Source organism: Pseudomonas sp. NPDC086112, assembly GCF_044746425.1.
GTDB lineage: Bacteria > Pseudomonadota > Gammaproteobacteria > Pseudomonadales > Pseudomonadaceae > Aquipseudomonas.
Window position 1 is genome coordinate 1 of the sequence record NZ_JBIVCD010000058.1, and the last position, 26,021, is coordinate 26,021.

A 26,021-nucleotide genomic window follows, 5' to 3' on the forward strand; every position below is an offset into this window, starting at 1 on the left:
GTTCTTCCACGGAGGCTGCGGCCAAAGGCCTGTGCGAAACGTCAACAGACGAAGCGACGGCAAAGGGCCGCATTATATCGGCCCTGCGCGCGGGGTACAGCGTGTTTATACGATAGAAACGGTCAATTGGACGGCTAACACGGTCAGTTGTGAGAAAAGTCGGCAAATGTAGCGACGACTTGCTCGATTTGCGCACGATTGACGTCCATGTGCGTGACCATTCGCAGACGACCGGCAGCGCTGAGCTTGATCCCGCGTGTCGCGGCAAAAGCCTTGATCGCTTCGGCCTTGTCGCCCATTTGCACGTAAACCATGTTGGTCTGCACCGGCTCGATCTCATAGCCCGCTGCTCGCAGGCCGTCGGCCAAATAGTGCGCATTGGCATGGTCGTCGGCCAGGCGCTGAATATTGTTATCCAGCGCATAAAGCCCCGCCGCGGCGAGAATCCCGGCCTGGCGCATGCCGCCGCCGACCATTTTGCGCAGACGCCGCGCCTTGGCGATCAACTCGACCGAGCCGCACAGCACCGAACCGATCGGCGCCCCTAGACCTTTGGACAGGCAAACCGAAACCGAATCGAAGTGCTGAGTGATCTCCCGGGCATCGACACCCAGCTTGACCGCCGCGTTGTAGAGCCGCGCGCCATCCAGGTGCAGCGCCAGGCCATTTTCATGAGTTAAACGGCGTGCCCGGGCCAGATATTCCAGCGGCAGAACCTTGCCCTGCATGGTGTTTTCCAGCGCCAGCAAACGAGTGCGGGCGAAGTGGAAGTCATCCGGTTTAATTGCCGCGGCGACCTGCGCCAGGTCCAGCGAACCATCGGCCTGCACTTCCAGCGGCTGCGGCTGGATCGAACCGAGCACTGCCGCGCCACCCCCTTCGTACTTATAGGTGTGAGCCTGTTGTCCGACAATGTATTCGTCACCGCGATCGCAGTGGGCCATCAGGCCGAGCAAGTTGCTCATGGTGCCCGTCGGGACAAACAGGGCCTGGGCAAAACCCAGTCGTTTTGCCAGTTCGGCTTCCAGACGGTTGACCGTCGGATCTTCGCCATAAACGTCGTCACCGGTGGCTGCATTCGCCATCGCGTCGAGCATCCCTGCGGTCGGTTGGGTGACGGTGTCGCTGCGAAGATCGATAACGCTCATGAATCTGGCCTCGGTAAGCAGGGGGAAATCCCTTTTCAGGAGGGAATTACTGCGGTCATGCCGACAAATAATCAAGCCTTGCGCGAGGAAAAGACTGATTACGCCTTCGAAAAAGCACAATCCATGTGGGAGCGGGCTTGCTCGCGAAAGCGGTGTGTCAGGCAACATCATTGTCGACTGGGAGTCCGTATTCGCGAGCAAGCCCGCTCCCACAGGTTTCGTGACAGGCATTGCCTATGCGCGCGCCGAAAATATGTGTTAAAAACGCTTCGCCGCCAAACAATCTGGCGGCAAAACGTTCTCAGGGCGGGGTGTAACTCCCCACCGGCGGTAATTGCGCGCAATGCGCATAGCCCGCGAGCGCTTGGCGGCAGCACGGCAATGGCTGTGATGGCGGCAAGGTCAGCAGACCCGGTGTGATCCCGGGGCCGACGGTCATAGTCCGGATGAAGAGAGAACGGGATTGGCGCCGCCTAGGCTCTGTACCAAAGCGCCGTCCGCAGGCACTTGTGCCTGCGTACCCTTAAATCCCATTCGATTCATAACGCCCTGTTTTTCACACAAACAGGAGTCAGAACATGCAACCCACCGCAATCGATAGCAAAAGCAAAAACCATCAGGGCGAGCGCGTCGCGTTCATCCAGGCCTGCTGGCACAAGGAAATCGTCGATCAGAGCCGTAAAGGCTTCGTCGCCGAAATGATTGCTCAGGGTTATCAGGAATCGGACATCGATTTCTTCGAAGTCGGCGGCGCCTTTGAAATTCCGCTGCACGCCAAGTTGCTGGCCAAGACCGGTCGTTATGCCGGCATTGTGGCCGCAGCGTTGGTGGTGGACGGCGGGATCTACCGTCACGAGTTCGTCGCCCAGTCGGTGGTCAGCGGCCTGATGCAGGTTCAGCTGGAAACCGAAGTGCCCGTGTTCTCGGTGTCCCTGACCCCGCACCACTTCCATGCCGGTGAAGAACTGCATCACAAGTTTTTCTTCGAACACTTTGTGAACAAAGGCCAGGAAGCGGCTAAGACGTGCGCGGATACGCTGCACAAGATGCGTGCGTTGCGCCGCAGCGAGCCCCGCGCGGTAGCCGTCTAAACACAAAACCTGCGATTTGGGTGGGGTCTTTGGCTTCACTCAAATCAAATGTGGGAGCGGGCTTGCTCGCGAAAACGGTTTAACATTCAACGCATTTGTTGACTGTCAGTCCGCTTTCGCGAGCAAGCCCGCTCCCACATTTGTTATGTGTTGTGCTTACGCGAGGTTTTCGTCGGTGGTCGGCACGATCAGGATGCCGGCGCGCAGGCCGTTCTTGACCTTGGGGTTGGGGAAGATGATCCGGGCGCCCTGCTCTTCAATGACCCAGCGGGTATTGGCGATATCCTCGGCCAGTACATACCCCACCTTCAACTCTGAAAAGTTCTCGATATCCGCCGGCAGGTTCAGGCGGAAGCTATCGCTGTGCTTGATGACTTCCCGCGCGACGCTGAACAATTGCAAGCCATCCAGCCCGTCGTCGGTCATTGGCGGCTCGGTGCCTTCGATGATCTGCTTCAGGCGGGTTTCAAGAAGATCGACGTTGACCCCGTCGTTCTGCCCGAACGGCCGGGCCTTGCCCAACTCCAGGGTGAAGGACTCGGCATCGAGCTTGTCGTAGGTATAGGAGCTGAAGACGATGGAGGGTTTGTTCTGCAACAGCACCGCTTCCATGCCGGCGGCGCGCAGGCGAGCCAGTTCCTGACGTGAATGCTGACGACCTTCTTTCCAGGGGTACAGGGCGAACTGCTCGATTTTCGAGCCACGGATCGCCGTGTGCAGATCGTAATGCAGGCGATTGCGGTCCGGCAGGCTGAAGAAAGTCGCCGCCAGCCGCTCCAGCTCACAAGCGCGCAACGCCTCGGAACCACTGGTTTGTTCGTGCCGACCGTTGAACAGCCGATTGACGTCCTGCTCGATGAAACGCTCACCGCGGCGAATAGCCTCGGGGTTGCCGAACAGAAACAGAATACGTGCGCACGGCTTCAAGTCACCGCGGGCGATGTCATGCAACAGGCGATCAAGCAATTCGATCGGCGCTGTTTCGTTGCCATGGATGCCGGCCGATAACAGCAGGTCCAGGCCATTGTCGCGGGCTTCAGGTGGCCGGACTTCCAGCGCACCTTCGCTCAACCAGCGCATCCGCACGCCTTCGACAGTCAGTTGAGTCTTCTCCGCCGGTTCGCGGCCGGCGAGGGTCAGTTCAAGCAGTTTGCCGAGGGCGAGCATAGAGCGGTTTCCTTAGTGGTCGTGATTGCAATCCGGGCCGTGTACGTGGTCCTCATCATCACCGACGTCGGCCGGTTCCATCTCCAGTTGCAAACTTACCAGATTAGTCGCCAATGGGCGCAGCAGCAGGTTGGCGTATTCAGCGTCACCTTCTTCAACGTCTACGCCGATCAGCAATTGGCCGCGGCCGTCCTGCTGGATCCACAGCTCTTTGCCTTGCCACATGACCGCGACGCGGGTGCAGGAAGTTTCCAGTTGCGTGCCGTCGGTGTCTTCAAGGATCAGCTGCAGGGTATCGCTCATGTGTTTTACGCTCTCGACGTTCAATTGATCTGGAATGGATAAACCGCGCCCAGTTTAAGGATTTGCGTCAGTTCATCCAGTGCCGTCCGGCACTCAAGCAGCAATTGCGGGTCCGCCAGATCGTTTTCGGTCATGCGGTCGCGGTAGTGCTTGTCGACCCATTCGGTCAATGTGCCGTACAACGGTGCCGTCATGATAACCCCTTGGTTGACGGCCGCCAGTTCGGTTTCGTTAAGTGCGACGCGCAACCGCAGGCAAGCCGGGCCACCGCCGTTCTGCATGCTCTGCTTGAGATCGAAAACTTTCACTTCGCGGATCAGGCCGCCAGAGCTGGTCAGGCCTTGCAGGTACTGCCAGACACGCTCGTTGCCACGGCACTCTTCCGGCACGATCAATAGCATGGAGCCGTCAGGACGCGACAGCAGCTGGCTATTGAACAGGTAGGAACGTACCGCGTCTTCCACGGTGACCGCGGAACGCGGTACGCAGATCGACTGAAATTTCCCACCGACTTTTGCGAGTTTGCCTTGCAGTTCAGCCAGCATCTGCTCGGTGTCGAGGAAGGCGTCCTCGTGATAGAACAGCACCTCGCCGTTACCCACTGCGATCACGTCGTTATGGAACACGCCCTGATCGATCACCGAAGGGTTCTGCTGGGCATAAACCACGCCGTCATCACTCAGGCCGTGCAGACGCGCGACGGCCTGGGACGCTTCGAGCGTCTGGCGTGCCGGGTACTTCTGCGGATTCGGGTAACGGGTGTCGAACGCGCTGCGACCGAACACGAAAAACTCGACGCCAGCTTCACCATAGTCACGGCAGAAACGGGTGTGGTTGGCCGCGCCTTCGTCACCGAACTGCGCCACGGCTGGCAAAGCGGCGTGGTGAGCAAAGTGCTTCTGATCGGCGAACATCGCCCCCAGTACGCGGCTGGTGGTCGGGTGTTCGATGCTGCGGTGGTATTTGCAGTTGAGGTTGGCGGCGGTGAAATGCACGCGGCCATCGGCGGTGTCGGCGCTCGGGCTGACCGTGGCGGCGTTCGCCACCCACATGCTCGACGCCGAGCAACTGGCAACCAGCAGCGGCATGGCCTCTTTGGCGGCGCGCTCGATCACCTGAGCATCGGTACCGCTGAAACCCAGCCGGCGCAGTGCGGCTACGTCCGGACGTTCTTGTGGCGCCAAAACGCCTTGTTGAAAGCCCATTTCCATCAGCGCTTTCATCTTCGCCAGGCCTTGCAGCGCGGCTTCCTTCGGGTTCGAAGACTGCTGGCTGTTGCTCTGGGACGCGACGTTGCCGTAGGACAGGCCGCCGTAGTTATGGGTCGGCCCCACTAGACCGTCAAAATTGACTTCATAGGATTTCATCAGCGAGGCTCCACGAGAATCTGTTGTTATAGGCATCAAGTATCAATTCAGTAAGACGGAGGTGCGGCCTTCGCGGGCAAGCCTCGCTCCTACAGGGTCGATGGAATCCGTAGGAGCGAGGCTTGCCCGCGAAAGCGGTCTTACGACATGCGCACGCCTGGGGTCAGCGCCGTCGGCATGGTCAGGCTCGGGGTTTCCAGCGAGGCTACCGGGTACGCGCAGTAATCCGCGGCGTAGTAGGCGCTGGCGCGATGGTTGCCCGATGCGCCGACACCGCCGAATGGCGCGCTGCTCGCCGCACCGGTCAGCTGCTTGTTCCAGTTGACGATGCCTGCCCGGCTTTCCAGCCAGAACTGCTGATAACGCGCTTCGGAATCCGACAGCAAACCAGCCGCCAGGCCATAGTCGGTGTCGTTGGCTTCAGCGATCGCCGCTTCAAAATCAGCGTAGCGGATCACTTGCAGCAGCGGACCGAACAGCTCTTCGTCCGGGCGATCGGCAACCGCCGTTACGTCCAGAATGCCCGGGGTCAGCAAGGCTGCCTGGGCCTGGGGCTGAGTCATTTCCAACAGCGCCACGGCGCCGTTGGCCAGCAGATGTTCTTGCGCATCCATCAGCGCTTTTGCAGCGCCGAGGGAAATCACCGAGCCCATGAATGGCGCCGGTTGCTGATCGAACGCACCGACTTCAATCGTCGAGCTGACCGCCACCAGACGCGCCAGCAGCGTATCGCCCCAGGCGCCTTGCGGCACCAGCAAGCGGCGGGCGCAGGTGCATCGCTGACCGGCAGAAATGAAGGCCGACTGAATAATGGTGTAAACGGCGGCATCGAGGTCCGCGACTTGATCCACCACCAGCGGGTTGTTACCGCCCATTTCCAGTGCAAGGATCTTGTCTGGACGACCGGAAAACTGCTTATGCAGGTGATTGCCGGTACGGCTGGAACCGGTGAAGAACAGGCCGTCGATGCCCGGGTTCGCCGCCAGGGCGATACCGGTTTCGCGGGCGCCTTGCAGCAGGTTCAACACACCGGCCGGCAGGCCGGCTTCGATCCAGCACTTGACCGTCAGCTCGGCCACTTTCGGGGTCAGCTCACTCGGCTTGAACAGCACGCTGTTCCCGGCCAGCAGCGCCGGCACGATGTGACCGTTCGGCAAGTGACCGGGGAAGTTGTAAGGACCAAACACCGCCACCACACCGTGCGGTTTGTGGCGCAATACCGCCGTGGCGTCGCCCAACGGGCCGCTCTTCTCGCCGGTACGTTCGCGATAGCTCTGCACCGAAATGGCGATCTTGTTGACCATGCTGGTGACTTCAGTCGCCGCTTCCCACAGGGGTTTACCGGTTTCTTCACCGATGGTGCGAGCCAGCTCGTCAGCGTGATTCTTCAACGCAGCGGCAAAGGCTTCCAGCACGCTGATGCGCTCTTCCAGGGTACGGCGAGCCCAACCCGGGAACGCCTGACGCGCAGCTTGCACAGCCGACTCGACCTGACCGGGCGTGGCGCCTTCGCCAGCCCACAGCACTTGCTGGGTCACCGGGTTTACCGATTGAAAGCTTTCACCCTGACCAGCCAGCCATTCACCGGCGATGTATAGCGAATTCATTATTTCGACTCCCGAGCAGCGGACAACGGAACGGCGCGTACTTGATCGCCGGCGTTGAGTTGAAGACGTTTGGCGGTCAGCGGATCGACCACCAAAGTGCCGGCGGCGAAGCGTGCTGGTGCGGCAGTGATCCGGCAGTCTTCGCGCTTGCGGTTATGAATCAGGAACGGCGTGGCGTCGTCACCCGGAGTGCCGATGGCCAGCACCAGCGCCTGACTGTCGCGCACTGCGCGGATCTTGGTGGTTTCGCATTCCACCGCAGGGCCGGCATCAAAGATGTCGACGTAGCCTTGATAGCTGAAACCTTCGCTCTTGAGCATCGACAGCGCCGGCTCGGTGTCCGGGTGAACCTGGCCGATCACGTTGCGCGCATCTGGCGACAGGAAGCAGGTGTACAGCGGGAATTTCGGCATCAGTTCGGCGATGAACGCCTTGTTGCCCACGCCGGTGAGGTAATCGGCCTGGCTGAATTCCATCTTGAAGAAATGCCGACCCAGGCTTTCCCAGAACGGCGAACGCCCGGCCTCATCAGACACACCGCGCATTTCGGCGATGATCTTGTTGCCGAACAGCTGCGGGAACTCGGCGATGAACAGCATCCGCGCCTTGGCCAACATGCGGCCGTTCAGGCCACTGCGGAAATCGGCATGCAGGAACAACGAGCACAGCTCAGAGTTACCGGTCAGATCGTTGGCCAGGAACAGCGTCGGGATTTCGCGGTAGATGTTCAGCTCTTGCGAGGCGCTGACCGTCAGGCCGACCCGGAAGTTGTACCAAGGCTCACGCAGGCCGACGGCGCCGGCGATGGCGGAAATGCCCACCACGCGGCCATTGTCGTCTTCGAGTACGAACAGGTAGTCCGCATCACCGCGCCCGGCTTCGCCGCGGAAGGTCTTCTCGGCCCAACCGACCCGATGAGCCAGACGTTCTTCGTTGGCCGGCAAGGTGGTCAGGCCGGTACCGGTGCTGCGGGCCAGGTCGATCAGAGCGGGTAAATCGCTGCTGCGTACGGGACGAACAATCATGCTATCTCCTCAAACGGGCCGCTGACGCCACCCGTGAAACTCGCTGCTTTACTCAGCATTCACTCTTTATAGGCATAGCAGCAGGCGTTAAACCGCCACCAGGCGCACGCTGGCACCTTCACCGACGCCCAGGGCTTCGGCCGCTTCAAGATCCAGGGTGACGGGTTTGCCCGGCGCGTAATCGAGCTCAAGCAAAACAGCGCGGTAATCCTGCAACTGGGCGTTAGCCACCAGATACTGACGACCCGCGCCTTTGACCGGCTCGCCGATTTTCACCGGCACTACACGGCTCTGGGCGATCGAACGGATCCCCGAGACGCGGGCATGCAGCGTCGGGCCACCGTCGAAAATGTCGATGTAGTGATCGGTCTCGAAGCCTTCGCGCATCAGGATGTCGAAAGTGATCTGCGCCCGTGGGTGTACCTGGCCCATCGCCTCTTGAGCGGAATCCGGCAGCAACGGCACGTAGATCGGGTAATGCGGCATCAGCTCGGCCAGGAACGTGCGGCTTTTCAGGCCACACAGACGCTCGGCTTCGGCGTAGTTGAGGTCGAAGAAGTTGCGACCGATGGCATCCCAGAACGGCGAATCACCATTTTCGTCGCTGTAACCGACGATCTCGGTCACCACCGAATCGGCAAAGCGCTCCGGATGGCTGGCCACGAACAACAGGCGACCACGGGAATTGAGCTCAGCCCAAGGCGAACCCACCAACTCCGGCTTGACGTAGAAACTGGTCAGCAAGCTGTTACCGGTCAGGTCGTGGCACTGGGAGAGCACGTGGATCTTGTTGTGAATCTTCAGCTCGCGGGAGGCGTGCACGAAGGTTTCATTACGGAAACTGTAGAACGGCTCGGAATAACCGGCCGAGGCAACGATGGCCGAACAGCCCACCAGTTTGCCGGTGGCCGTGTCTTCGAGGACGAAGAAATAGCTCTCTTCGCCGTTGAAGCTGACTTCAGCGGCGAACGAAGCTTCGCTTGCGGCGATCTTGTCGCTCAGGCGTTCAACGTCATCCGGCAAGGAAGTGACACCAATCGGGCTGTCCGCAGCCAGACGCTGTACCTCGCCCAGATCAGCCATTTGCGCGGGGCGCATCACCAGCATGGTGTCACTCCTTTTCTCGAAAAACTCTATGAGGAAAATAACCGGGAAGTCATTGCAGACACAGAGATCAGTGTGGGAGCGGGCTTGCTCGCGAAAGCGGTGCATCAGTCAACATCGTTGCTGTCTGACCCACCGCTTTCGCGAGCAAGCCCGCTCCCACATTTGATCCGGCCCGGTACAAAAATTAGGTTCGACGCCTGAACAGTCAGGCGTCGAAAGGTCTATCAGGCTTGCGTCAGCTTCGCCGCCGCACGCTCAAAACGGTCCAGACCAGCATTGATATCGGCGTCTTCAACCACCAGGCTTGGGGCGAAACGAATCACGTCCGGGCCGGCTTGCAGAATCATCAGGCCTTCACGCTCGGCGGCGTTGAAGATGTCTTTGGCCTTGCCTTTCCAGGCATCGCTCAGTACGCAACCGAGCAGCAGGCCCAGACCGCGGACTTCAGTGAACAGGCCATACTTCTCGCCGATCTGCTCAAGACGGGTCTTGAACTTGTCGTGCTTGGCATTAACGCCATTCAGCACTTCGGGCGTGTTGATCACATCGATCACCGCTTCAGCGACAGCGCACGCCAGCGGGTTGCCGCCATACGTGGTGCCGTGGGTGCCGACGACCAGGTGTTTGGCCAGGTCTTCGGTGGTCAGCATCGCTGCGATCGGGAAACCGCCGCCCAGGCTCTTGGCGCTGGTCAGGATGTCCGGGGTCACGCCGTAATGCTGGTAGGCGAACAGCTTGCCGCTGCGGCCCATGCCGGTCTGGACTTCGTCGAACACCAGCAGCGCGTTATGCGCATCGCACAGCTCACGGGCGCCTTGCAGGTAAGACAGCTCGGCCGGCAGTACGCCGCCTTCGCCCTGGATCGGCTCCAGAACCACTGCGCAGGTCTTGTCGGAAACAGCGGCTTTGAGCGCGGCCAGATCGTTGTAAGGCACGTGGGTGATGCCGGTGATCTTCGGACCGAAGCCGTCGGAGTACTTCGACTGGCCACCGACGTTCACGGTGAACAGGGTACGGCCGTGGAAGCTGTTGAGCGCGGCAACGATTTCGTACTTCTCGGTACCGAAACGGTCATGGGCCACACGACGGGCCAGCTTGAAAGCGGCCTCGTTGGCTTCGGCGCCGGAGTTGCAGAAGAACACGCGCTCGGCAAAAGTGGCGTCGACCAGCTTATGGGCCAGGCGCAAGGCCGGCTCATTGGTGAACACGTTGGACACGTGCCACAGCTTGTTCGCTTGCTCGGTCAATGCAGCGACCAGCGCCGGGTGCGCATGGCCCAATACGTTAACGGCAATCCCGCCGGCGAAGTCGATCAGCTCGCGGCCAGACTGGTCCCAAACACGGGAACCGGCACCACGCACAGGAATGAAAGCGGCTGGCGCGTAGTTGGGAACCATTACCTGGTCGAAATCGGCGCGTTCTACCGCAGCGTGCTCAACGGACATCGGAGTCTCCTGAAAAGGAACACTCGCCTGAAACTGGCGAGCGATGGGGGGATTGTAAGGACAGTTTTCAGCCCGGCCTTGCCGCCAAGCGACAACTTCTTATAGCGCAAACACAGGTTTTGCCCGGGTTTACGGCAATGCGACAAATAGCGTCGCAAAGGCGCAGTTTAAACTGCTGGCGGGGTTTGCGGCAGGCGTGCTCAGTTCTATCTGATGCGGTGTTGCCGATGGCGGTAAATATGTACCGCACGCCGTTCAGGCTGATGGGGTTTGCTAGAGGTCTTTCGAACCCAGACGACCTCTTCCATGAACATGAACACCGAACACCCAGACGCTTCGATGCTACCTTTCAGGCCGGATGCGCACTATCAGCACCTGATGAGCGTCATTCCTTCCTGGCTGATGCAGGCGAACGCACAAAAGCGCGAAGCCTTGCTGAAGGTCAAACCGCAGCTACCCGCTGAACTCAAGGCAGCCTCCAGGGCACAGCACGTCGAACTGGGCAAACTCAATGCACGGCATTGGGAGGCGCAAAACCGTGTCGATCGGGCCTTGGCGCGCCTACAAAACGCCAGCACCTTTGCCGAGCCAATACTTGCAGCCCAGATCAAGAAACGCTTTGGGCTGGAACTGGATGTCAGCCATACCTTTTTGCGTCTTTATATTCCTGCCCGCATTCCCTGGCTGCGATTGAAATCCGGGGCAGCACGCATCTGGACCGTGTCGCTGCTGGATGCCGCCCTGCACAATTTTGAAAGCAGCGAGACGACAGACCAGGCCTTTGAGTCCGCGTCCACCTATATCACCCCGCCTTCTGCCACCGGGCAATTCAAACAACTGCCGCCTATCCTGCAAAAAATGCCCATCGCTGCATTCACCCGATTGTGCCGGGAACTGGATATTGGCGAGCGCTACAAAGAGTACCTCGAAGAAAACCTGGGCCTGCGCAATCCGGTGGCGACGGCGGTCCTGCAATCCAAAGTTCGCAACAGCCAGAAAGCGGCACTCACCGCCGCCCTGCAAATGGCGTACATGCAAAACAAGCTTGGCGGTGATGTTCATCAACTGATCCTTGGCTTATTGGATGGCTTGCAACACTTGCGCCTGCGCGGCCAGGAATGGGGCTGCCATGAACTGACAATCATGAACGCCAACCTGACCGGTATCGTGCTGTTTGCCCCGGATTTGGAGCGTTCGCACGAAACGGTTCGGGTAGTGGCCTATATTCCCGACGACCCCGAACACCCGATCAAGGAGTATTCCTCCACCGGCGCATTCGCCCAGGAACTGATCCAGCGCTTGCGCAATCATGACTATCAACAATTCTTCAGTCGCTTTATCGACCATGAGGATCGCGGGCACTTTTTCGCTCAGTTGAACAACCGCCTCACCCCCATCACCTGGCAACCGGTTCAACCTGGCGATTCGCGCCCCACATGGAGAGACAATCCAGACCAGCGCGTCAACCTGCAAATGGCAGCAGTGCCAATCCAGGGCGATCTGTGGACTCATCTCTACCAGCGCAAACTGGACAAGATCCTCAACGATGCACGGGTCATCGCAGTATCCACTGCCCTGGTCGACCAAAAAGCCCGATGGGCGTTATGGGACTCCTTCACAGAAATTGCCTCGGCGCTGTTGAACATCGCAGCCTTTGTCGCCCTGCCGTTCGTGCCGTTCCTCGGCGAACTGATGCTGGGCTACATGGCATATCAATTGCTCGACGAGACCTTCGAAGGCATCGTCGACTGGGCAGAAGGCCTGACAGATGAAGCGCTCGAGCATTTCATGGAGACGGTTCAGTCCGCGGTACAGCTGGGCACCTTTGCGGTAGGAGGCGCCCTCGTCGTGGGGGAGTTTCGTTCAGTACTGCCTCGAGAAGTCGTTGAGTTCATTGACCGTTTCAAACCGGTCAAGACACCGAATGGCGAAACCCGCTACTGGAAGCCCGATCTGGCGCCATTCGAACAACGCGCAGAACTGCCCAAGGGTTCGCCAACCGACGAACGCGGGCTGCACAACCATCAGGGCAAAACCCTGTTGAGGCTGGAAGACAAACTCTATGCCGTGATCGAGGACCCGCAAACCGGCCAGCACCGCATCGACCACCCGACTCGCCCCGACGCCTATAAACCAGTACTGAAACACAATGGCGAAGGTGCCTGGCAGACTGAGCTGGAGCAACCGCTGGAATGGGATCAGGCCACGCTGTTGCGCCGTATCGGTCCCGACATGGAACGTTTTTCCGCCATCGAGCGTGAGCGCATGCTCAAGATCAGCGGCGACGATGAAAACACGCTGCGCAAGATGCACACGGATGTCGAACGGCTGCCACCCATGCTTGCCGACACCCTCAAACGGTTCAGGATCGAACAGGACATTCAAACCTTTATCGAACAGATGAACAGCGACCGGCCTGAAGAATTCCTCAAGGCCGATCCCGTGACACAACTGGAGTTACTCTACGAAAACGGCTACTGGCCCGAGCGAAAAGGCCTGCGCCTGATTGATGAAAAGGCTCAAACCCTCTGGCAAAGCCCCGGCTCCGTGGTGCCGGACCTGCAAATCAATGTCACTCAAATGAACGACGGCGACTTGCTCAAAACGTTTTTTCTGACACTGGATGAAGCCGAAATAAAAACCCTGATGGGCGAAGAATTCGGAGCCTCCGTCACCCGTCTCGACACCCGCACTCGCACACTGCGTCGCACGCTGGCTGAGATTGTCGAACGCAAAAGAGCCGCCTTGTTCGATTATCGCTACCGCAAACTCGAACGCGGCGCTCGCGCACTGGCACACACCATCATCAACGCCGACCCCGGCCTGCCGACGAGCCTCGCAGAAGCGGTGCTCGACACGGCGAGCGATCAGGAACTGCAACAACTCAAACAGGGAACATTGCCCGAACGACTGGCGGACCTGAGCCGTGAGGCCGCTTTGCAAACACGGGTGACACGCGCCTACGAAGGCCTTGAGCTTAAGTCGACCGCCGATAACCTCGACACACAGCGACTGGCTCTGCATTCGCTCGAACGTTTACCGGGCTGGTCGGGGCAACTGCGCATCGAACTGCGGCAGTACAGCTATGAGGGACAACTGATCGATAGCGTCGGCAACGCAGATGCGTCGCTGCGCAAAGTCCTGATCATGACCGAAGAAGGCCCGTTTCAGGCTTATGACGAGACAGGCCAGGCACTCAACTCCGTCAGCGACTTGTATACCAGCCTGCTGCAGGCATTCCCCGACATCGAGCGTAGCGCGCTGAAAATCCATATCGGCGAAGGTGAAAAACTCAAACAATCGATCCGCGAACATGCCTTGAGTCGCGACGAGTTGCGCGCACTGCTATCGCATCACCCCATCTTCAAACCCGCTTACGACCCATCAGTGATGCGTCTGCTGGGTGGCTCCGAAGGCTATCGGCGTATGCCGAGCCAGCCACCGACGTTACAAGCCAGAGCCCATAGTCTGTTCCCCCATCTTTCGGCCGAGGAACTGCAGGCGTACGTCGAACGGCTACAGCTGCATCCGAGCGGGCCGCGAGCAGAATTGACGCGACTGATCGGCGAACACGAAAGGCTCGTCGATGAACTGCAACTCTGGACCGGCGATATCCCGCTATATATCCCGGATACCGATGTCAGAATCGTCGCCAACCAGTTCTCCACACAACAACGCAATCGCAGGCAGTTCATGAACCAGCTGCTCGACTGCTGGCGTCGGCAGGCTTCCCACCCCCTGACCGACACCTGGCAGGTCGATTTTATTTTTTCCCGGCCGATTTTGGGCGAGCTCCCGGTGCTGAGCGCCGATTTCACTCACGTGAGCAACCTCTCATTGACCGGCCATCGAGCCACTCGGGGCGTGAATGGATTCTTGAAGCGCTTCTCCGGGCTGCATCGTTTGGCCCTGCGCAATTTCAACCTTGGCAATCTCCCGGACGCCATCACCCAATGGCCGCACCTCAACGAACTGATTATCAGCGACTGTGCGCTCACCCTCACCCCGCAGAGCCAGGCGACACTCGCTGCGCTGGGCGAACTGACAACACTGGAGCTGTATCACAATCCGCTGGGGTTACTCCCCAACGTCGAAAACATGCCCGATCTGGATTACATCGATGTGGCAGGGACCGGCATCTCCAGCATCCCCACCGGTTTGCTGACGCGCCCCCATCTTCGAACCGCCCTGCTCAATGACAATCGAATCCCGGACCTGCCTGCCGCCCTCTTCGAATTGCCACCGGACATACAGAATGGCTTTGACCTGGGCGGCAACCCGATTTGCGCAGCAGACCGCGAACGCATCAAACGCTACTTCGTCAAGACCGGCCTTGACTTCGGTGTCTTTGCTGAACAGGCGGATATCCAACGATTACAACGACTCTATCCGCGACTGGATCAAGAGCGAGCCAGCGATTTCATTTATCGCCTGCCTGGCACACTGCAAGAGGGCCAAACAGAGCTGACACGCCTGGAAGGCGAGTTCGAAACGCTGAGGACCACCCTGGAAATCTGGACCCAGGACATTCCCACCCACCACCCGGTTTCTGGCCAAGCCCTGACGGACGCGGAGCGGGTACTCGAAGAGTTGAACCGAATTGAAACCAAACGGATTCTGGAGCGTTGCTGGCGCCATGAAACCAATGTGGATGGCTTCAACGCGACACTGACACCCACCTATGATTTGACGCTGACCATCAACATCACTGGCAACCTGCCGGTGCTGAGCGCCGACTTCAGTCACGTCACACTGCTCTATTTGCACAGTAGCGCCGGCATGACCTCAGGGGCCGGGCGTTTTCTGGAATGCTTTCCCCGCCTCAAAAGCCTGACCATCCGCGAATACACACTGAACGAAATCCCCGACGCCGTTTTCAGGATGGGCGATCTGACAGCATTGGCCCTGACCCGGTGTCAACTCACCCTGACCACGCAAACCCTGCTCGAACTGGCGCAAATGGAGCGCCTTGACTATCTGGAGCTGAGCAACAACCCATTGGGGCTGACACCCGACGTCAGTCAGATGCCCGAGCTTGCCGTACTGCTGTTAAACAGCACCGGCATCACTGAGTTTCCCCTTGGGCTGCTGCAACTCGAGTTTCTGGACGTGGTTGATCTGAGCGCAAACGCGATCATTGAGGTACCCAGCGACATTCTGGAGCTGCCGATGGAAATTGGCGAAAGCCTCAACCTGAGAGGGAATCCGTTGTCCGAAGACAGCCTTCGACGACTCTTTGATTATTTCAGGTTGAACAACGTTGACTTCGGGCTTGATGAAATCATCGATAACGCGCAGCTGGAGGTGTCGTCCTCTGGAAACTCAGAGGTTGACGAATAATCAACGCCTGGTTCGAGTGCAGCCTGGCGCAGATTCAACCGCGCTCGGACGGCACCGATGACAACTCGAACGGGCTGCTGCTGCGCCGCTGGTTGCGATCTTCCCGCGGCGTGGCGCCGAAGAAGTTGCGGTAGGCGCTGGAGAAATGCGGCCCCGAAGAAAAGCCACACGACAGGCCGATCTGGATGATCGACTTGCTGGTTTGCATCAACATCTGCCGGGCCTTGTTCAGGCGCAATTCCAGGTAATACTGGCTCGGCACACGGTTGAGGTATTGCTTGAAGATCCGTTCCAACTGCCGACGCGATACGCACACATGCTGGGCGATTTCGTCGGTGGTCAGGGGTTCTTCGATGTTGGCTTCCATCAGCAACACCGCTTGGGTGAGCTTCGGATGACTGGAGCCCAAGCGGTTCTGCAATGGAATGCGCTGGCGCTCGCCGCCCTCACGGATGCGTTCGACCACCAGTTCTTCCGACACCGCACCGGCCAGTTCGGCGCCGTGATCGCGGGCCAGCACCGCCAGCAGCAAATCGAGCACCGACATCCCGCCGCACGCGGTCAAGCGATCGCGATCCCAGTCGAACAGATGACTGGTGGCAATCACCTTCGGGAAACGCTCGGCGAAATCGTCCTGCCAACGCCAATGCACGGCCGCGCGGTAACCGTCGAGCAAACCCAACTGCGCCAACGGATAAACACCGGCCGACAACCCGCCGATTACACACCCGGCGCGCACCAGTTGTTTCAGCCCACTGCTGAGTGCCGGCGCAAGCGAGGTCGGCGGCTCGTCGGCGAGCAGGAACAGTTTCTGGAAGTTTTCGAGCTTGCCGGCCCAGGGTTCACCCGGCAATTGCCAGGCGCCTTCGGTCGATGGTTCGGCCTGCAAAAACGACAGTTCGTAAACAACGTCCGGATGCACACGCTGGGCAACACGCAAGGCCTCCTCAGCCAGCGCAAGCGTCAGAGCTTTAGTGCTGGGCCAAATCAGGAAACCAATTCGATGGGCAGTCATGGCGGGCAATCCGAAACGAAAACAGTGATGAAGGCATGGGCCAATGCTAGCCCGTAAATGAACGCAAATCTCGAAACCGGCAGAAATCAAATGTGGGAGCGGGCTTGCTCGCGAAAGCGGTGGTTCAGACAGCTACGATGTTGACTGATACACCGCTTTCGCGAGCAAGCCCGCTCCCACAAGGGATTGGGGCCAGCCTCTAGATTGCGAAGCATGCACTATCCCGGTGCGCAACGGGAGTTCGGTTTACTTCAGGCTCCCCGAGAGGAATTGTTGCAGACGTTCGGACTGCGGATTGACCAGCACTTCACGCGGGTTGCCGCTTTCTTCGACGACGCCTTTGTGCAGGAACACCAACTGGTTGGACACTTCACGGGCAAAGCCCATTTCGTGCGTCACCACCACCATGGTCCGGCCTTCCTGCGCCAGGGCCTGCATGACTTTCAGCACGTCACCAACCAACTCAGGGTCGAGGGCCGAGGTCGGTTCGTCGAACAGCATCACCTCAGGCTCCATCGCCAGCGCGCGGGCAATCGCTACACGCTGCTGTTCGCCGCCGGACATGTGGCCAGGGTAAGCATCTTTGCGATGAGCAACACCGACCTTGTTCAGGTAGTGTTCGGCCTTCTCGCGGGCTTCGGTCTTGGACATGCCGAGCACGTGGACCGGCGCTTCCATGATGTTTTCCATCGCGGTCATGTGCGACCACAGGTTGAAATGCTGGAACACCATCGACAGGCGCGAACGCATGCGTTGCAGCTGTTTCGGGTCGGCGGCTTTCAGCGCGCCGTCCTTGTTGGCGACCAGTTTCAGCTCTTCGTTGTTGAGCAGAATCTTGCCGGCGTGCGGCTGCTCGAGCAGGTTGATGCAGCGCAGGAAAGTACTTTTGCCGGAGCCACTGGAGCCGATGATGCTGATCACATCGCCAGCCGCCGCTTTCAGGGACACGCCCTTGAGCACTTCGTGACTGCCATAGCGTTTATGCAGGTCTTGGACTTCAAGTTTGTACATGCGGTCGGTTCTCACAAAAACAGTCAGTCAGTCGTTGAGCAAGCGCCCGTGACGCAGCGCTTCGCGCCCCGCCACCTTGGCCAGCCAGAAACCGGGTTGGGCATAACGCAGCCGTTCAATGGCAAACAGCACCCCGGACGTACCAGCACACACCGTGCTGACCCGATCCGATAACGGATCGATCACTTCAAAAATCTCGTCGCCCGCTTCAACCCACTCACCGGGTTTACGCAGAAAACTCACCACGCCCGGATGCGGCGCGAACAGCAATTCTGTGCCTTCGAACGGCATGCCTTCGCAAGCGTCTTGCGCAGGTTTTGGCCATTCGCCGCTGATCAAGCCTTGCTCGGCGAGGAACGCCAGAATGCCTTCGGCGTGAGCCACCGCCTCTGGGCGACCGGTATCGGACTGGCCACCCAACTCGATGGTCGTCGCCAGGCAGGCCAGTGGAATCTGGGCATCCGGAAACAGACGCGACAAACGCAGCCAAGGCAGCGAACACGCTTCATCAAAGGAGCTGCCGCCGGAATCTTCCGCCAGCAGACCGACCTTGACGTTCAAGTGTGCAGCCAGCGAACGCCAATGCGGCCAGTGTTGCGGCAAGGCGTACATGTGCAGCGCCGCTTCGCAATCGCAATGCAAATCCAGCACCACGTCGGCGTTGCAGGCATGGCTGAGCAAGATGCGCTGCATGCCTTGCAACTGACTCGCTGCAGGTGGCAAGGCAGCCAGCACATCGCTCATGGTTTCACGGATCAAACGGACATTGGCGTGAGGATCGTCACCCAGATGCCCTTGCAGCTCAGCGGCCACGGGCTCGCTCAGCTCGACGAAATCGCGGTTGAAATTCTTGCCGCTGCCGGCCTCGAATCGCCCCTGATGATTACCCTGAAGCAGTTGACCCAGGCCCAGTGGGTTGGCCACCGGCACCAGTTCGATCACACCGTTGAGCAAGCCTTGGGCTTCGAGTTCGGTCAGGCGCTTTTTCAGCTCCCAGGCCGTGCGCATCCCCGGCAGTTCATCGGCGTGCAGGCTGGCCTGGATGTAGGCCTTGCGCTCGCCAGCGCCGAAGCGGAACACCGAAATCCGGCGTTCACTGCCCAGGTGGCTCCACGGCAATACATGATCGATGCGTTCCATATCAGTGCTTCCGCGGGGCCAGATAGCCCAGCCAGCGGTGCTCGGCCATTTTGAACAGGCGCACCAGAATGAAGGTCAGGCACAGGTAGAACACGCCGGCGGTGATGTAGGCTTCGAACGGCAAGTAGAACTGAGCGTTGACCGTGCGCGCTGCACCGGTGATGTCGATCAGGGTCACGATGGACGCCAGACTGGTGGTCTGCAGCATCATGATCACTTCGTTGCTGTACTGCGGCAGTGCCCGGCGCAGGGCCGACGGCAACAGGATCCGCTTGTACATTTTGATGCGCGACATGCCCATGGCCTTGGCCGCTTCGATCTCGCCATTGGGCGTGGCACGCAGGCTGCCGGCGATGATTTCAGCGGTGTAGGCACTGGTGTTGATGGCGAAGGCCAGGCACGCACAGAACGTGGCGCTCGACAGCCATGGCCAGAGGAAGCTTTCACGCACCGCTTCGAATTGCGCCAGGCCGTAGTAGATCAAAAACAGCTGCACCAGCATTGGCGTGCCGCGAATCACGTAGGTGAACAGCCAGGCACTCATGTTGACGACCGGCTGCTTGGAGACGCGCATCAGCCCCAGCGGCAGTGCCGCCAGCAAACCGAAGAACAGCGACAGCGCGAGCAGTTTGAGGGTGGTCACCAGGCCGCCGAAGTACAGCGGCAAGGCCTCCCAAATGACGTTGTAGTCGAAGATCATAGATCAGCCGCCCTTACGCCTACCGAGTAGCGCTTCTCAAGGTGACGCAATGCCAGCAACGAGACGCTGGTGATCACCAGGTACATCGCCGCCACTGCGAGGAAGAAGGTGAAAGGCTCGCGGGTAGCATCTGCCGCCTGCTTGGCCTTGAACATCATGTCTTGCAGACCGACCACCGAAATCAGCGCGGTCGCCTTGGTCAGTACCAGCCAGTTGTTGGTAAAACCCGGAATTGCCAGACGAATCATCTGCGGCACCAACACCCGGAAGAACACCTGAAAACTGCTCATGCCGTACGCCATGCCGGCTTCGGCCTGCCCCTTCGGGATTGCCATGAAGGCACCACGGAAAGTTTCCGACAGGTACGCACCGAAGATGAAACCCAGGGTGCCGATACCGGCGGCCAGCGGGTTCAGGTCGATGTAGTCGTCATAGCCGAGCATCGGCGCGACACGGTTGAGCAGGTCCTGGCCGCCGTAGAAAATCAGCAGGATCAGCACCAGATCGGGAATACCGCGGATCACCGTGGAATACAGATCGCCCAGCCAGGCCAGCCAGCGTATTGGGGACAGACGCAGCGCAACGCCGATCAGACCCAGAACAATGGCCAAGACCATGGACGACAAGGCGAGCTGAAGCGTCAGCCATGCGCCATCGAGGATGACAGCCCCGTAGCCTTTCAACATGATTCAGGTCCTCGAAAGTTGGGATGAAAAAATGGCGCAAACCTCAGAGATCCTGTTGCTTGCGCCATTTCGGACTTGTTGCGGGGACGATTACTTGCCGTAGATATCGAAGGCGAAGTACTTGTCCTGGATTTGCTTGTACTTGCCGTTCTCGCGAATGGCCGCGATCGCGGTGTTGATCTTGTCTTTCAGCGCGTCGCCCTTGCGAACTGCGATACCCACGCCGTCGCCGAAGTATTTGACGTCGGTGAAGGCCGGGCCAACGAAGGCGAAACCTTTGCCGGCGTCGGTTTTCAGGAAACCGTCATCCAGCAGGGTAGCGTCTGCCACGGTGCCGTCGAGGCGACCGGCGGCCACGTCGAGGTAGATTTCGTTCTGCGAACCGTAAGGCTTGATCTCGGCACCCAGCGGGGCCAGGACTTCGCGGGCGAAACGCTCGTGGATCGAACCACGTTGCACGCCGATGTTCTTGCCCTTCAACTCAGCCAGGCTTTCGCTGACTGCAGTGCCGGCCTTCATGACCAGGCGAGCCGGGGTGTTGTAGTACTTGTTGGTGAAGTCCACGGACTTCTTGCGGTCTTCGGTGATCGACATGGACGACAGGATTGCGTCGATTTTGCGCACCTTGAGTGCCGGGATCAGGCCGTCGAACTCTTGCTCGACCCACACGCACTTGACCTTCATCTCTTCGCACAGGGCGTTGCCGATGTCGTAGTCGAAACCCACGATGCTGCCGTCCGGCGCTTTGGAGGCGAACGGAGGGTAAGCTGCTTCGATACCGATTTTTACGGGCTTGTCATCGGCGAAGGTCGGCAGGGACAGCACGGACAGTGCCAGGGCGCCAAGCAGCACAAGTTTCTTCATCTTGGGACTCCATCGGTAAAGGGCAAAAACGGCAGAGTGAGCAACAGCCCAATATGCGAATGGGTTAAACCGCAAAGCGGTGCTGCGTCCTAGGAACCGTGCGCTGATTTCAACACAGGCAACGACGAGCGAGTGATCGGCATTCTAACGACAGGCCCGAAGCCGATATTTCTTCAATGCGACAACAAATTACAGATGCACCGAGAAAGCCGTTTTAGCGCGTTGACAGCCTTGCAATTTCATGCAAGAGCAAAAGACAGTAAACCGATCTATATTGCAAATTGCGGGCCTATTATTGGCAAACCCTTCTAATCCGGCAAGCGCAGCGTGGTGTCTTATTTTTCATGGCGGGTTTAGAGGCCCTGTGACGGGGCTTTGCGTTTCCCAATGCCTCGTTATCGGGCGGGCGGTTACACATTCAGTTACTTGAAGGGTGATGGGTAACAGTGGGAATGGGCCTACAGGTGAACCGATAAATATTGGTTCGGGTTTTATTTATGTGGCGCCTGTCAGACCGCCTTCGCGAGCAAGCCCGCTCCCACATTGAACCTGAGTCGCACACAAAGTCTGCGTTCACCGGAGATCAAATGTGGGAGCGGGCTTGCTCGCGAAGAGGCCCGAACAGCCACCACTACCCTCAACCTGATCACCATAAAAAACCCCACCAGGCTCAACACCTGGCGGGGCTTCGATGACTCAGGAATCGGCGCTTACGCGACGTTCATGGTCTTGTGCGTATCAATCAAATGCTGCACCACACCCGGATCCGCCAGGGTCGAAATATCCCCCAACCCATCGTATTCGGCCGTCGCAATCTTGCGCAGAATCCGGCGCATGATCTTGCCCGAACGGGTTTTCGGCAGCCCCGGCGCCCACTGAATCACATCCGGCGAAGCAATCGGACCGATCTCCTTGCGCACCCAGTTTTTCAGTTCCAGGCGCAATTGCTCGCTCGGCTCTTCGCCAGCATTCAACGTGACGTAGACATAAATGCCCTGCCCCTTGATGTCGTGCGGCACACCGACCACCGCCGCTTCGGCGACTTTCGGGTGAGCGACCATCGCGCTTTCGATCTCGGCGGTGCCCATGCGGTGGCCGGATACGTTAAGCACGTCATCCACGCGACCGGTGATCCAGTAGTAACCGTCTGCGTCACGACGCGCACCGTCACCGGTGAAGTACATGCCACGGAAGGTCTTGAAGTAGGTGTCGACGAAGCGGTCATGGTCGCGATACAGCGTGCGCGCCTGGCCTGGCCACGAATCGAGGATCACCAGGTTACCCTCGGCAACGCCTTCGATGATGTTGCCCAGGTTGTCCACCAGCGCCGGCACCACGCCGAAGAACGGCCGTGCCGCAGAGCCAGGTTTCAGACCATGAGCGCCCGGCAACGGACTCATCAGGGTCGCGCCGGTTTCGGTCTGCCACCAGGTATCGACGATCGGGCAACGGGATTGACCGACATTCTTGTAGTACCAATCCCACGCTTCCGGGTTAATCGGCTCACCGACCGAACCCAACAGACGCAGGCTGCTGCCATCGGCGCCTTCTACAGCGGCAGTGCCCGACGCCATCATTGCGCGGATCGCGGTCGGAGCGGTGTAGAGGATGTTGACCTTGTGCTTGTCGACAATCTTCGCCACCCGGGTGATGTCCGGGTAGTTCGGCACGCCTTCGAACAGCAGCGTGGTCGCGCCGTTGGCCAGCGGGCCGTAGACGATATAAGTGTGGCCAGTGACCCAACCGACGTCAGCGGTGCACCAGTAGATTTCACCCGGACGGTAGTCGAATACGCGCTCGTGGGTCATCGCCGCATACAGCAGGTAACCGCCAGTGGTGTGCTGCACGCCCTTCGGCTTGCCGGTGGAGCCGGAGGTATAAAGGATGAACAGCGCTTCTTCAGCGCCCATCTCTTTCGGCGCGCACACACTGCCCGCCACTTTCATCAGGTCTTCGTACCAGATGTCGCGATGCTGGTTCCACTTGATGTTGCCACCGGTGCGCTTGCACACGATGACTTTCTGAATGCTGCTGGTTTCCGGGTTGGTCAGCGCGTCGTCGACGTTGGTCTTCAGCGGAATTTTCTTGCCGGCACGAATGCCTTCGTCAGCGGTGATCACCACTTTCGAGCGGCAGTCGATGATGCGACCGGCCAGGGCTTCCGGCGAGAAACCACCAAACACCACCGAGTGAATCGCGCCGATCCGGGTGCAGGCCAGCATGGCGACCACGGCTTCGGGGATCATCGGCATATAGATCGTCACCACGTCGCCGCGATGCACATCCTGGCCGCGCAAGGCGTTGGCGAACTTGCAGACTTGTTCGTGCAGCTCGCGGTAAGTGATGTTGCGGCTTTCGGCAGGGTCATCCCCTTCCCAAATAATCGCGATTTGATCGCCGCGCTCGGCCAGATGACGGTCGAGGCAGTTGTAGGAAACGTTCAGCGTGCCGTCGGCGAACCATTTGATGTCGACGTGGTGATCATCGAAGGACGTCTGCTTCACCGTGGTGAAAGGCTTGATCCAGTCGAGGCGCTTGGCTTGTTCACGCCAGAAGCCGTCCGGGTTGACGACCGACTGCTGGTACATGGCCTTATAGGTGGCCTCGTCAGTCAGCGTGTTGGCTAGAACCTCGGGACGAACGGGATACAAAGAAGCCGCACTCATCTTTCTTACCTCGGTGGAATAGTTGTTTTTGTATGGCTCCAGTTGTAGCCGGGCCGGGCCTATAGAACCATTCGACGATGGTAGTAACAAGCCCCTACAAATTATCGTGGATACCCCAAAACCCCACTTCCACGCCTCTCCCAGACAATACCTGCAACGCGACCTGTAGCAGCTGGCGAAGCCTGCGTTCGACTGCGCAGCAGTCGCAATTCGGTAAACGCGATTTACCTGACATACCGCATTGGCTGATTTTACGACTGCTGCGCAGCCGAACGCAGGCTTCGCCAGCTGCTACAAGTCATGCGTCGCAGTAAAACGAATGCCTTACCTTTTCGGGGATTGTTACCAAATCTGCCAAAAGTGTTTATCAAAAGCACGGCTATATGCACGCCACCCCTAGGCCTAAAATCAGCCTCGCCAACAAGGCAACGTGATTAACCCAGTTGCAGCCCCCACGAAGGCAGTTAATCCAAGACTCTTTATTAAAGCTCCACACGCAATCCAAAAAATGATTGCGCGACCCCATTCGACCTCAGAAAGGTAAATTTGAAATGAAAGCTTTATGGGTTCTGGTCCTCAGCAGTCTGTGCGCAACCGCCATGGCGGATGAGGTCCCGACTGATGTCGCACAGCAACAACCCGCCATCGAGGAATACACCTACTCCACCCACCTGGACATCGCCAAAGTCATATCGATGAGCGAAATCCCGAATGTCTGCGAAGTGGTTCCAGCCAAAATGGAATACGACGACTCCAAAGGTCAGCGGCACATTCTGCGCTACAGCGTCATGGGCAACGGCTGCTCTAACGGCTGATCCGCCCCCCCTCTTATTTATCAAGGCTCGACCCACCCGCCCGCTTTAAAGGCAGATGAAGCGCCGAGCATCACATCGATAAATACGATTGTTTTCAGCGTTTATTTGCGCTTTTTAATCAAAATAGTTGGCGTAGGATGAATTCCACACCCAAGGCACACAACGCCAACGAACCTGGAGATACCACCATGAAAACCAAACTGATCCTCGCCCTGACCCTTTCCGTCCTGGCCGCCAACACCTTCGCCGCCGATGGCTACGACCGCACTGGCTCGGCTTCTTTCACTGAAGCAGCTGTCGCTTCCGACGGTTACGACCACACTGGTTCAGCCTCTTTCGCTTCCGATGGTTTTGATCACACCGGTGCCGCCAAGGTTGCTGCTGACGGCTTTGATCACACGGGTGCGGCCAAGGTCGCTTCCGATGGTTCTGATCACGTAGGTGCTGGTCGCCTCAGCTGAAAACCGAAAGCGACATTACAGCCCGACCTCGGTCGGGCTTAGTTGTGTCTGGAGTGGTCAAAAATCGACCAAAACCACTACATGTAGTAAAAAACGCCGTTTCTGGTTGTTTTCTGAGCAATCCATTTCAAGAACATTTTCAGCCAAAAACTGCCCCCACAAAAACGGCTTCTCTCCCCCGAAAGCCCCGCCCCACCTGGCTTGCAACACAACAGCAGACCATAACCACGCGAACACCCAGCCCTCACCGTCAAAAACCAGCCAAAACAGACGAAAAAAAAACTTCCTCCGCCAAAGCCCTGTAAACCCTCGCTCCAACCTGAAAACGGCCTTCGCCGACCACTCTAGGTGCCATTTCACCGCACCACGGGGCCGAAAATTTCCTTATAATGCGCACTTAAACGGGCCTGCAATATTCCCTTACAGGGGTGAAAAGCCAGTCTGAAGCCCATGCAGAGCGGTTCACGTTTTCTGCGCCCATCAGCGGCTTCGGAACACCCGTACAAAATTCTGTTTATTGCCTGCGTTGTACTGCTGCAAAAAACGATTTCCTTTAGATCCAACGCGGCCAGAAACGGCTGTGTGAAAAACCAACCTATCAGTTTTCACACGGGCAATCTGGCCCTCACGCAGGAGACGACACGTCATGCTGAGCTGGGACGAATTCGACAAAGAAGATGACGGCGAAGTCGCTGTAAAAGGCGCCAATGCCGGCCACGCTTCTGAAGCCAACATGGACCGCCTCGACAGCGCCGGTGGTGCCGCCGCTCAAGAGGCCCGCGCCGTGACCGCGACGGACTCCGCCGCGATCGCCCGCGCCAAGGCTGCCCTGGATTCCCTCGACGTCGCCGAAGGCCTCGCCGAACTGGAAGGCGCCTCCGCCCGTGTAGCTGTCGACGAAAAGCGCATGATCAACTGCCGTGCCGACCTCAACCAACTCGTACCGTTCAAGTACGACTGGGCCTGGCAGAAGTATCTGGACGGTTGCGCAAACCACTGGATGCCGCAAGAAGTCAACATGACCGCCGACATCGCCCTCTGGAAAGACCCGGAAGGCCTGACC

The 26,021-nt window shown here is 58.8% G+C and carries 20 protein-coding genes and 1 riboswitch; of the genes, 5 read left to right on the plus strand and 15 right to left on the minus strand.

Annotation, left to right across the window (positions count from 1 at the left end; genetic code table 11):
- Positions 1–143: 143 nt before the first annotated feature.
- Positions 144–1,148 carry a low-specificity L-threonine aldolase gene (gene ltaE / locus ACIPLA_RS26395; RefSeq protein WP_401177231.1) on the minus strand — a complete coding sequence of 335 codons (1,005 nt, stop codon included), beginning with the start codon at positions 1,146–1,148 and terminating at the stop codon, positions 144–146.
- Between the two features lie 293 nt (positions 1,149–1,441).
- Positions 1,442–1,611: riboswitch (FMN riboswitch) on the plus strand.
- Positions 1,612–1,726: 115 nt separating this feature from the next.
- Here ltaE and ACIPLA_RS26400 point away from each other — a divergent pair.
- Positions 1,727–2,239, plus strand: a complete 513-nt coding sequence (locus tag ACIPLA_RS26400) for a 6,7-dimethyl-8-ribityllumazine synthase (RefSeq protein ID WP_218398051.1) — start codon at positions 1,727–1,729, stop codon at positions 2,237–2,239.
- Positions 2,240–2,395: 156 nt separating this feature from the next.
- Here ACIPLA_RS26400 and astE read toward each other — a convergent pair whose 3' ends face one another.
- The 7 genes from astE to ACIPLA_RS26435 all read right to left on the minus strand — a co-directional run bounded on the left by astE (position 2,396) and on the right by ACIPLA_RS26435 (position 10,260).
- Positions 2,396–3,406 carry a succinylglutamate desuccinylase gene (gene astE, locus ACIPLA_RS26405; protein ID WP_192344433.1) on the minus strand — a complete coding sequence of 337 codons (1,011 nt, stop codon included), beginning with the start codon at positions 3,404–3,406 and terminating at the stop codon, positions 2,396–2,398.
- 12 nt (positions 3,407–3,418) lie between these two features.
- A complete protein-coding gene (locus ACIPLA_RS26410) occupies positions 3,419–3,709 on the minus strand; it encodes a hypothetical protein (protein WP_007904718.1) in 291 nt (96 codons plus the stop codon).
- Positions 3,710–3,729: 20 nt separating this feature from the next.
- The gene (gene astB / locus ACIPLA_RS26415; RefSeq protein ID WP_218398054.1) at positions 3,730–5,076 is read right to left on the minus strand and encodes an N-succinylarginine dihydrolase; all 1,347 of its coding nucleotides are present in this window, start codon (positions 5,074–5,076) and stop codon (positions 3,730–3,732) included.
- Between the two features lie 140 nt (positions 5,077–5,216).
- Positions 5,217–6,686 (minus strand): succinylglutamate-semialdehyde dehydrogenase, encoded by a 1,470-nt coding sequence (gene astD, locus ACIPLA_RS26420; protein ID WP_401177261.1) that lies wholly within the window; start codon positions 6,684–6,686, stop codon positions 5,217–5,219.
- Entirely contained in the window at positions 6,683–7,708 is a 1,026-nt protein-coding gene (gene astA, locus ACIPLA_RS26425; RefSeq protein WP_123495822.1) for an arginine N-succinyltransferase, read from the minus strand. The genes astD and astA overlap by 4 nt, the downstream gene beginning before the upstream one ends.
- 87 nt (positions 7,709–7,795) lie before the next feature.
- Positions 7,796–8,815: an arginine/ornithine succinyltransferase subunit alpha gene (aruF, locus tag ACIPLA_RS26430; protein WP_095634598.1), complete on the minus strand. Its 1,020-nt coding sequence runs from the start codon at positions 8,813–8,815 to the stop codon at positions 7,796–7,798.
- Between the two features lie 224 nt (positions 8,816–9,039).
- Complete coding sequence (locus tag ACIPLA_RS26435) at positions 9,040–10,260, minus strand: aspartate aminotransferase family protein (RefSeq protein ID WP_401177238.1); 1,221 nt, start codon at positions 10,258–10,260, stop codon at positions 9,040–9,042.
- A 306-nt stretch (positions 10,261–10,566) separates the two neighbouring features.
- Here ACIPLA_RS26435 and ACIPLA_RS26440 point away from each other — a divergent pair, with 306 nt between their 5' ends.
- Positions 10,567–15,600: a dermonecrotic toxin domain-containing protein gene (locus tag ACIPLA_RS26440; RefSeq protein ID WP_401177241.1), complete on the plus strand. Its 5,034-nt coding sequence runs from the start codon at positions 10,567–10,569 to the stop codon at positions 15,598–15,600.
- 34 nt (positions 15,601–15,634) lie between these two features.
- Here ACIPLA_RS26440 and argR read toward each other — a convergent pair whose 3' ends face one another.
- The 7 genes from argR to acs form a co-directional block, all read right to left on the minus strand.
- Positions 15,635–16,615, minus strand: coding sequence for a transcriptional regulator ArgR (argR, locus tag ACIPLA_RS26445; RefSeq protein ID WP_192344429.1), 981 nt, complete (start codon positions 16,613–16,615; stop codon positions 15,635–15,637).
- Positions 16,616–16,861: 246 nt separating this feature from the next.
- The gene (locus ACIPLA_RS26450; RefSeq protein ID WP_007904680.1) at positions 16,862–17,626 is read right to left on the minus strand and encodes an ABC transporter ATP-binding protein; all 765 of its coding nucleotides are present in this window, start codon (positions 17,624–17,626) and stop codon (positions 16,862–16,864) included.
- A gap of 27 nt (positions 17,627–17,653) precedes the next feature.
- Entirely contained in the window at positions 17,654–18,766 is a 1,113-nt protein-coding gene (locus ACIPLA_RS26455; protein WP_401177245.1) for a M14 family metallopeptidase, read from the minus strand.
- Position 18,767: 1 nt separating this feature from the next.
- A complete protein-coding gene (locus ACIPLA_RS26460; protein WP_008071850.1) occupies positions 18,768–19,466 on the minus strand; it encodes an ABC transporter permease in 699 nt (232 codons plus the stop codon).
- On the minus strand, positions 19,463–20,152 hold the full coding sequence (locus ACIPLA_RS26465) for an ABC transporter permease (RefSeq protein WP_007904805.1): 690 nt from the start codon (positions 20,150–20,152) through the stop codon (positions 19,463–19,465). Before ACIPLA_RS26465 ends, ACIPLA_RS26460 begins: the two co-directional genes overlap by 4 nt.
- 90 nt (positions 20,153–20,242) lie before the next feature.
- The gene (locus ACIPLA_RS26470; RefSeq protein ID WP_401177250.1) at positions 20,243–21,016 is read right to left on the minus strand and encodes an ABC transporter substrate-binding protein; all 774 of its coding nucleotides are present in this window, start codon (positions 21,014–21,016) and stop codon (positions 20,243–20,245) included.
- A 710-nt stretch (positions 21,017–21,726) separates the two neighbouring features.
- Entirely contained in the window at positions 21,727–23,682 is a 1,956-nt protein-coding gene (gene acs, locus ACIPLA_RS26475; protein WP_123495815.1) for an acetate--CoA ligase, read from the minus strand.
- 551 nt (positions 23,683–24,233) lie between these two features.
- Between acs and ACIPLA_RS26480 the strand changes: the two genes are divergently transcribed.
- From ACIPLA_RS26480 to ACIPLA_RS26490, 3 genes are all read left to right on the plus strand, one after another.
- Entirely contained in the window at positions 24,234–24,497 is a 264-nt protein-coding gene (locus tag ACIPLA_RS26480; RefSeq protein WP_401177252.1) for a DUF2790 domain-containing protein, read from the plus strand.
- Between the two features lie 188 nt (positions 24,498–24,685).
- Positions 24,686–24,958, plus strand: coding sequence for a hypothetical protein (locus tag ACIPLA_RS26485; RefSeq protein WP_401177255.1), 273 nt, complete (start codon positions 24,686–24,688; stop codon positions 24,956–24,958).
- 646 nt (positions 24,959–25,604) lie between these two features.
- The coding region (locus ACIPLA_RS26490; RefSeq protein WP_401177258.1) for a ribonucleotide-diphosphate reductase subunit beta at positions 25,605–26,021 on the plus strand (417 nt) is incomplete at its 3' end.

Coding starts and splice junctions, on each gene's coding strand:
- ltaE (WP_401177231.1), bottom strand. CDS start 1,148: ATGAGCGTTATCGATCTTCGCAGCGACACCGTCACCCAACCGACCGCA.
- ACIPLA_RS26400 (WP_218398051.1), top strand. CDS start 1,727: ATGCAACCCACCGCAATCGATAGCAAAAGCAAAAACCATCAGGGCGAG.
- astE (WP_192344433.1), bottom strand. CDS start 3,406: ATGCTCGCCCTCGGCAAACTGCTTGAACTGACCCTCGCCGGCCGCGAA.
- ACIPLA_RS26410 (WP_007904718.1), bottom strand. CDS start 3,709: ATGAGCGATACCCTGCAGCTGATCCTTGAAGACACCGACGGCACGCAA.
- astB (WP_218398054.1), bottom strand. CDS start 5,076: ATGAAATCCTATGAAGTCAATTTTGACGGTCTAGTGGGGCCGACCCAT.
- astA (WP_123495822.1), bottom strand. CDS start 7,708: ATGATTGTTCGTCCCGTACGCAGCAGCGATTTACCCGCTCTGATCGAC.
- aruF (WP_095634598.1), bottom strand. CDS start 8,815: ATGCTGGTGATGCGCCCCGCGCAAATGGCTGATCTGGGCGAGGTACAG.
- ACIPLA_RS26435 (WP_401177238.1), bottom strand. CDS start 10,260: ATGTCCGTTGAGCACGCTGCGGTAGAACGCGCCGATTTCGACCAGGTA.
- ACIPLA_RS26440 (WP_401177241.1), top strand. CDS start 10,567: ATGAACATGAACACCGAACACCCAGACGCTTCGATGCTACCTTTCAGG.
- argR (WP_192344429.1), bottom strand. CDS start 16,615: ATGACTGCCCATCGAATTGGTTTCCTGATTTGGCCCAGCACTAAAGCT.
- ACIPLA_RS26450 (WP_007904680.1), bottom strand. CDS start 17,626: ATGTACAAACTTGAAGTCCAAGACCTGCATAAACGCTATGGCAGTCAC.
- ACIPLA_RS26455 (WP_401177245.1), bottom strand. CDS start 18,766: ATGGAACGCATCGATCATGTATTGCCGTGGAGCCACCTGGGCAGTGAA.
- ACIPLA_RS26460 (WP_008071850.1), bottom strand. CDS start 19,466: ATGATCTTCGACTACAACGTCATTTGGGAGGCCTTGCCGCTGTACTTC.
- ACIPLA_RS26465 (WP_007904805.1), bottom strand. CDS start 20,152: ATGTTGAAAGGCTACGGGGCTGTCATCCTCGATGGCGCATGGCTGACG.
- ACIPLA_RS26470 (WP_401177250.1), bottom strand. CDS start 21,016: ATGAAGAAACTTGTGCTGCTTGGCGCCCTGGCACTGTCCGTGCTGTCC.
- acs (WP_123495815.1), bottom strand. CDS start 23,682: ATGAGTGCGGCTTCTTTGTATCCCGTTCGTCCCGAGGTTCTAGCCAAC.
- ACIPLA_RS26480 (WP_401177252.1), top strand. CDS start 24,234: ATGAAAGCTTTATGGGTTCTGGTCCTCAGCAGTCTGTGCGCAACCGCC.
- ACIPLA_RS26485 (WP_401177255.1), top strand. CDS start 24,686: ATGAAAACCAAACTGATCCTCGCCCTGACCCTTTCCGTCCTGGCCGCC.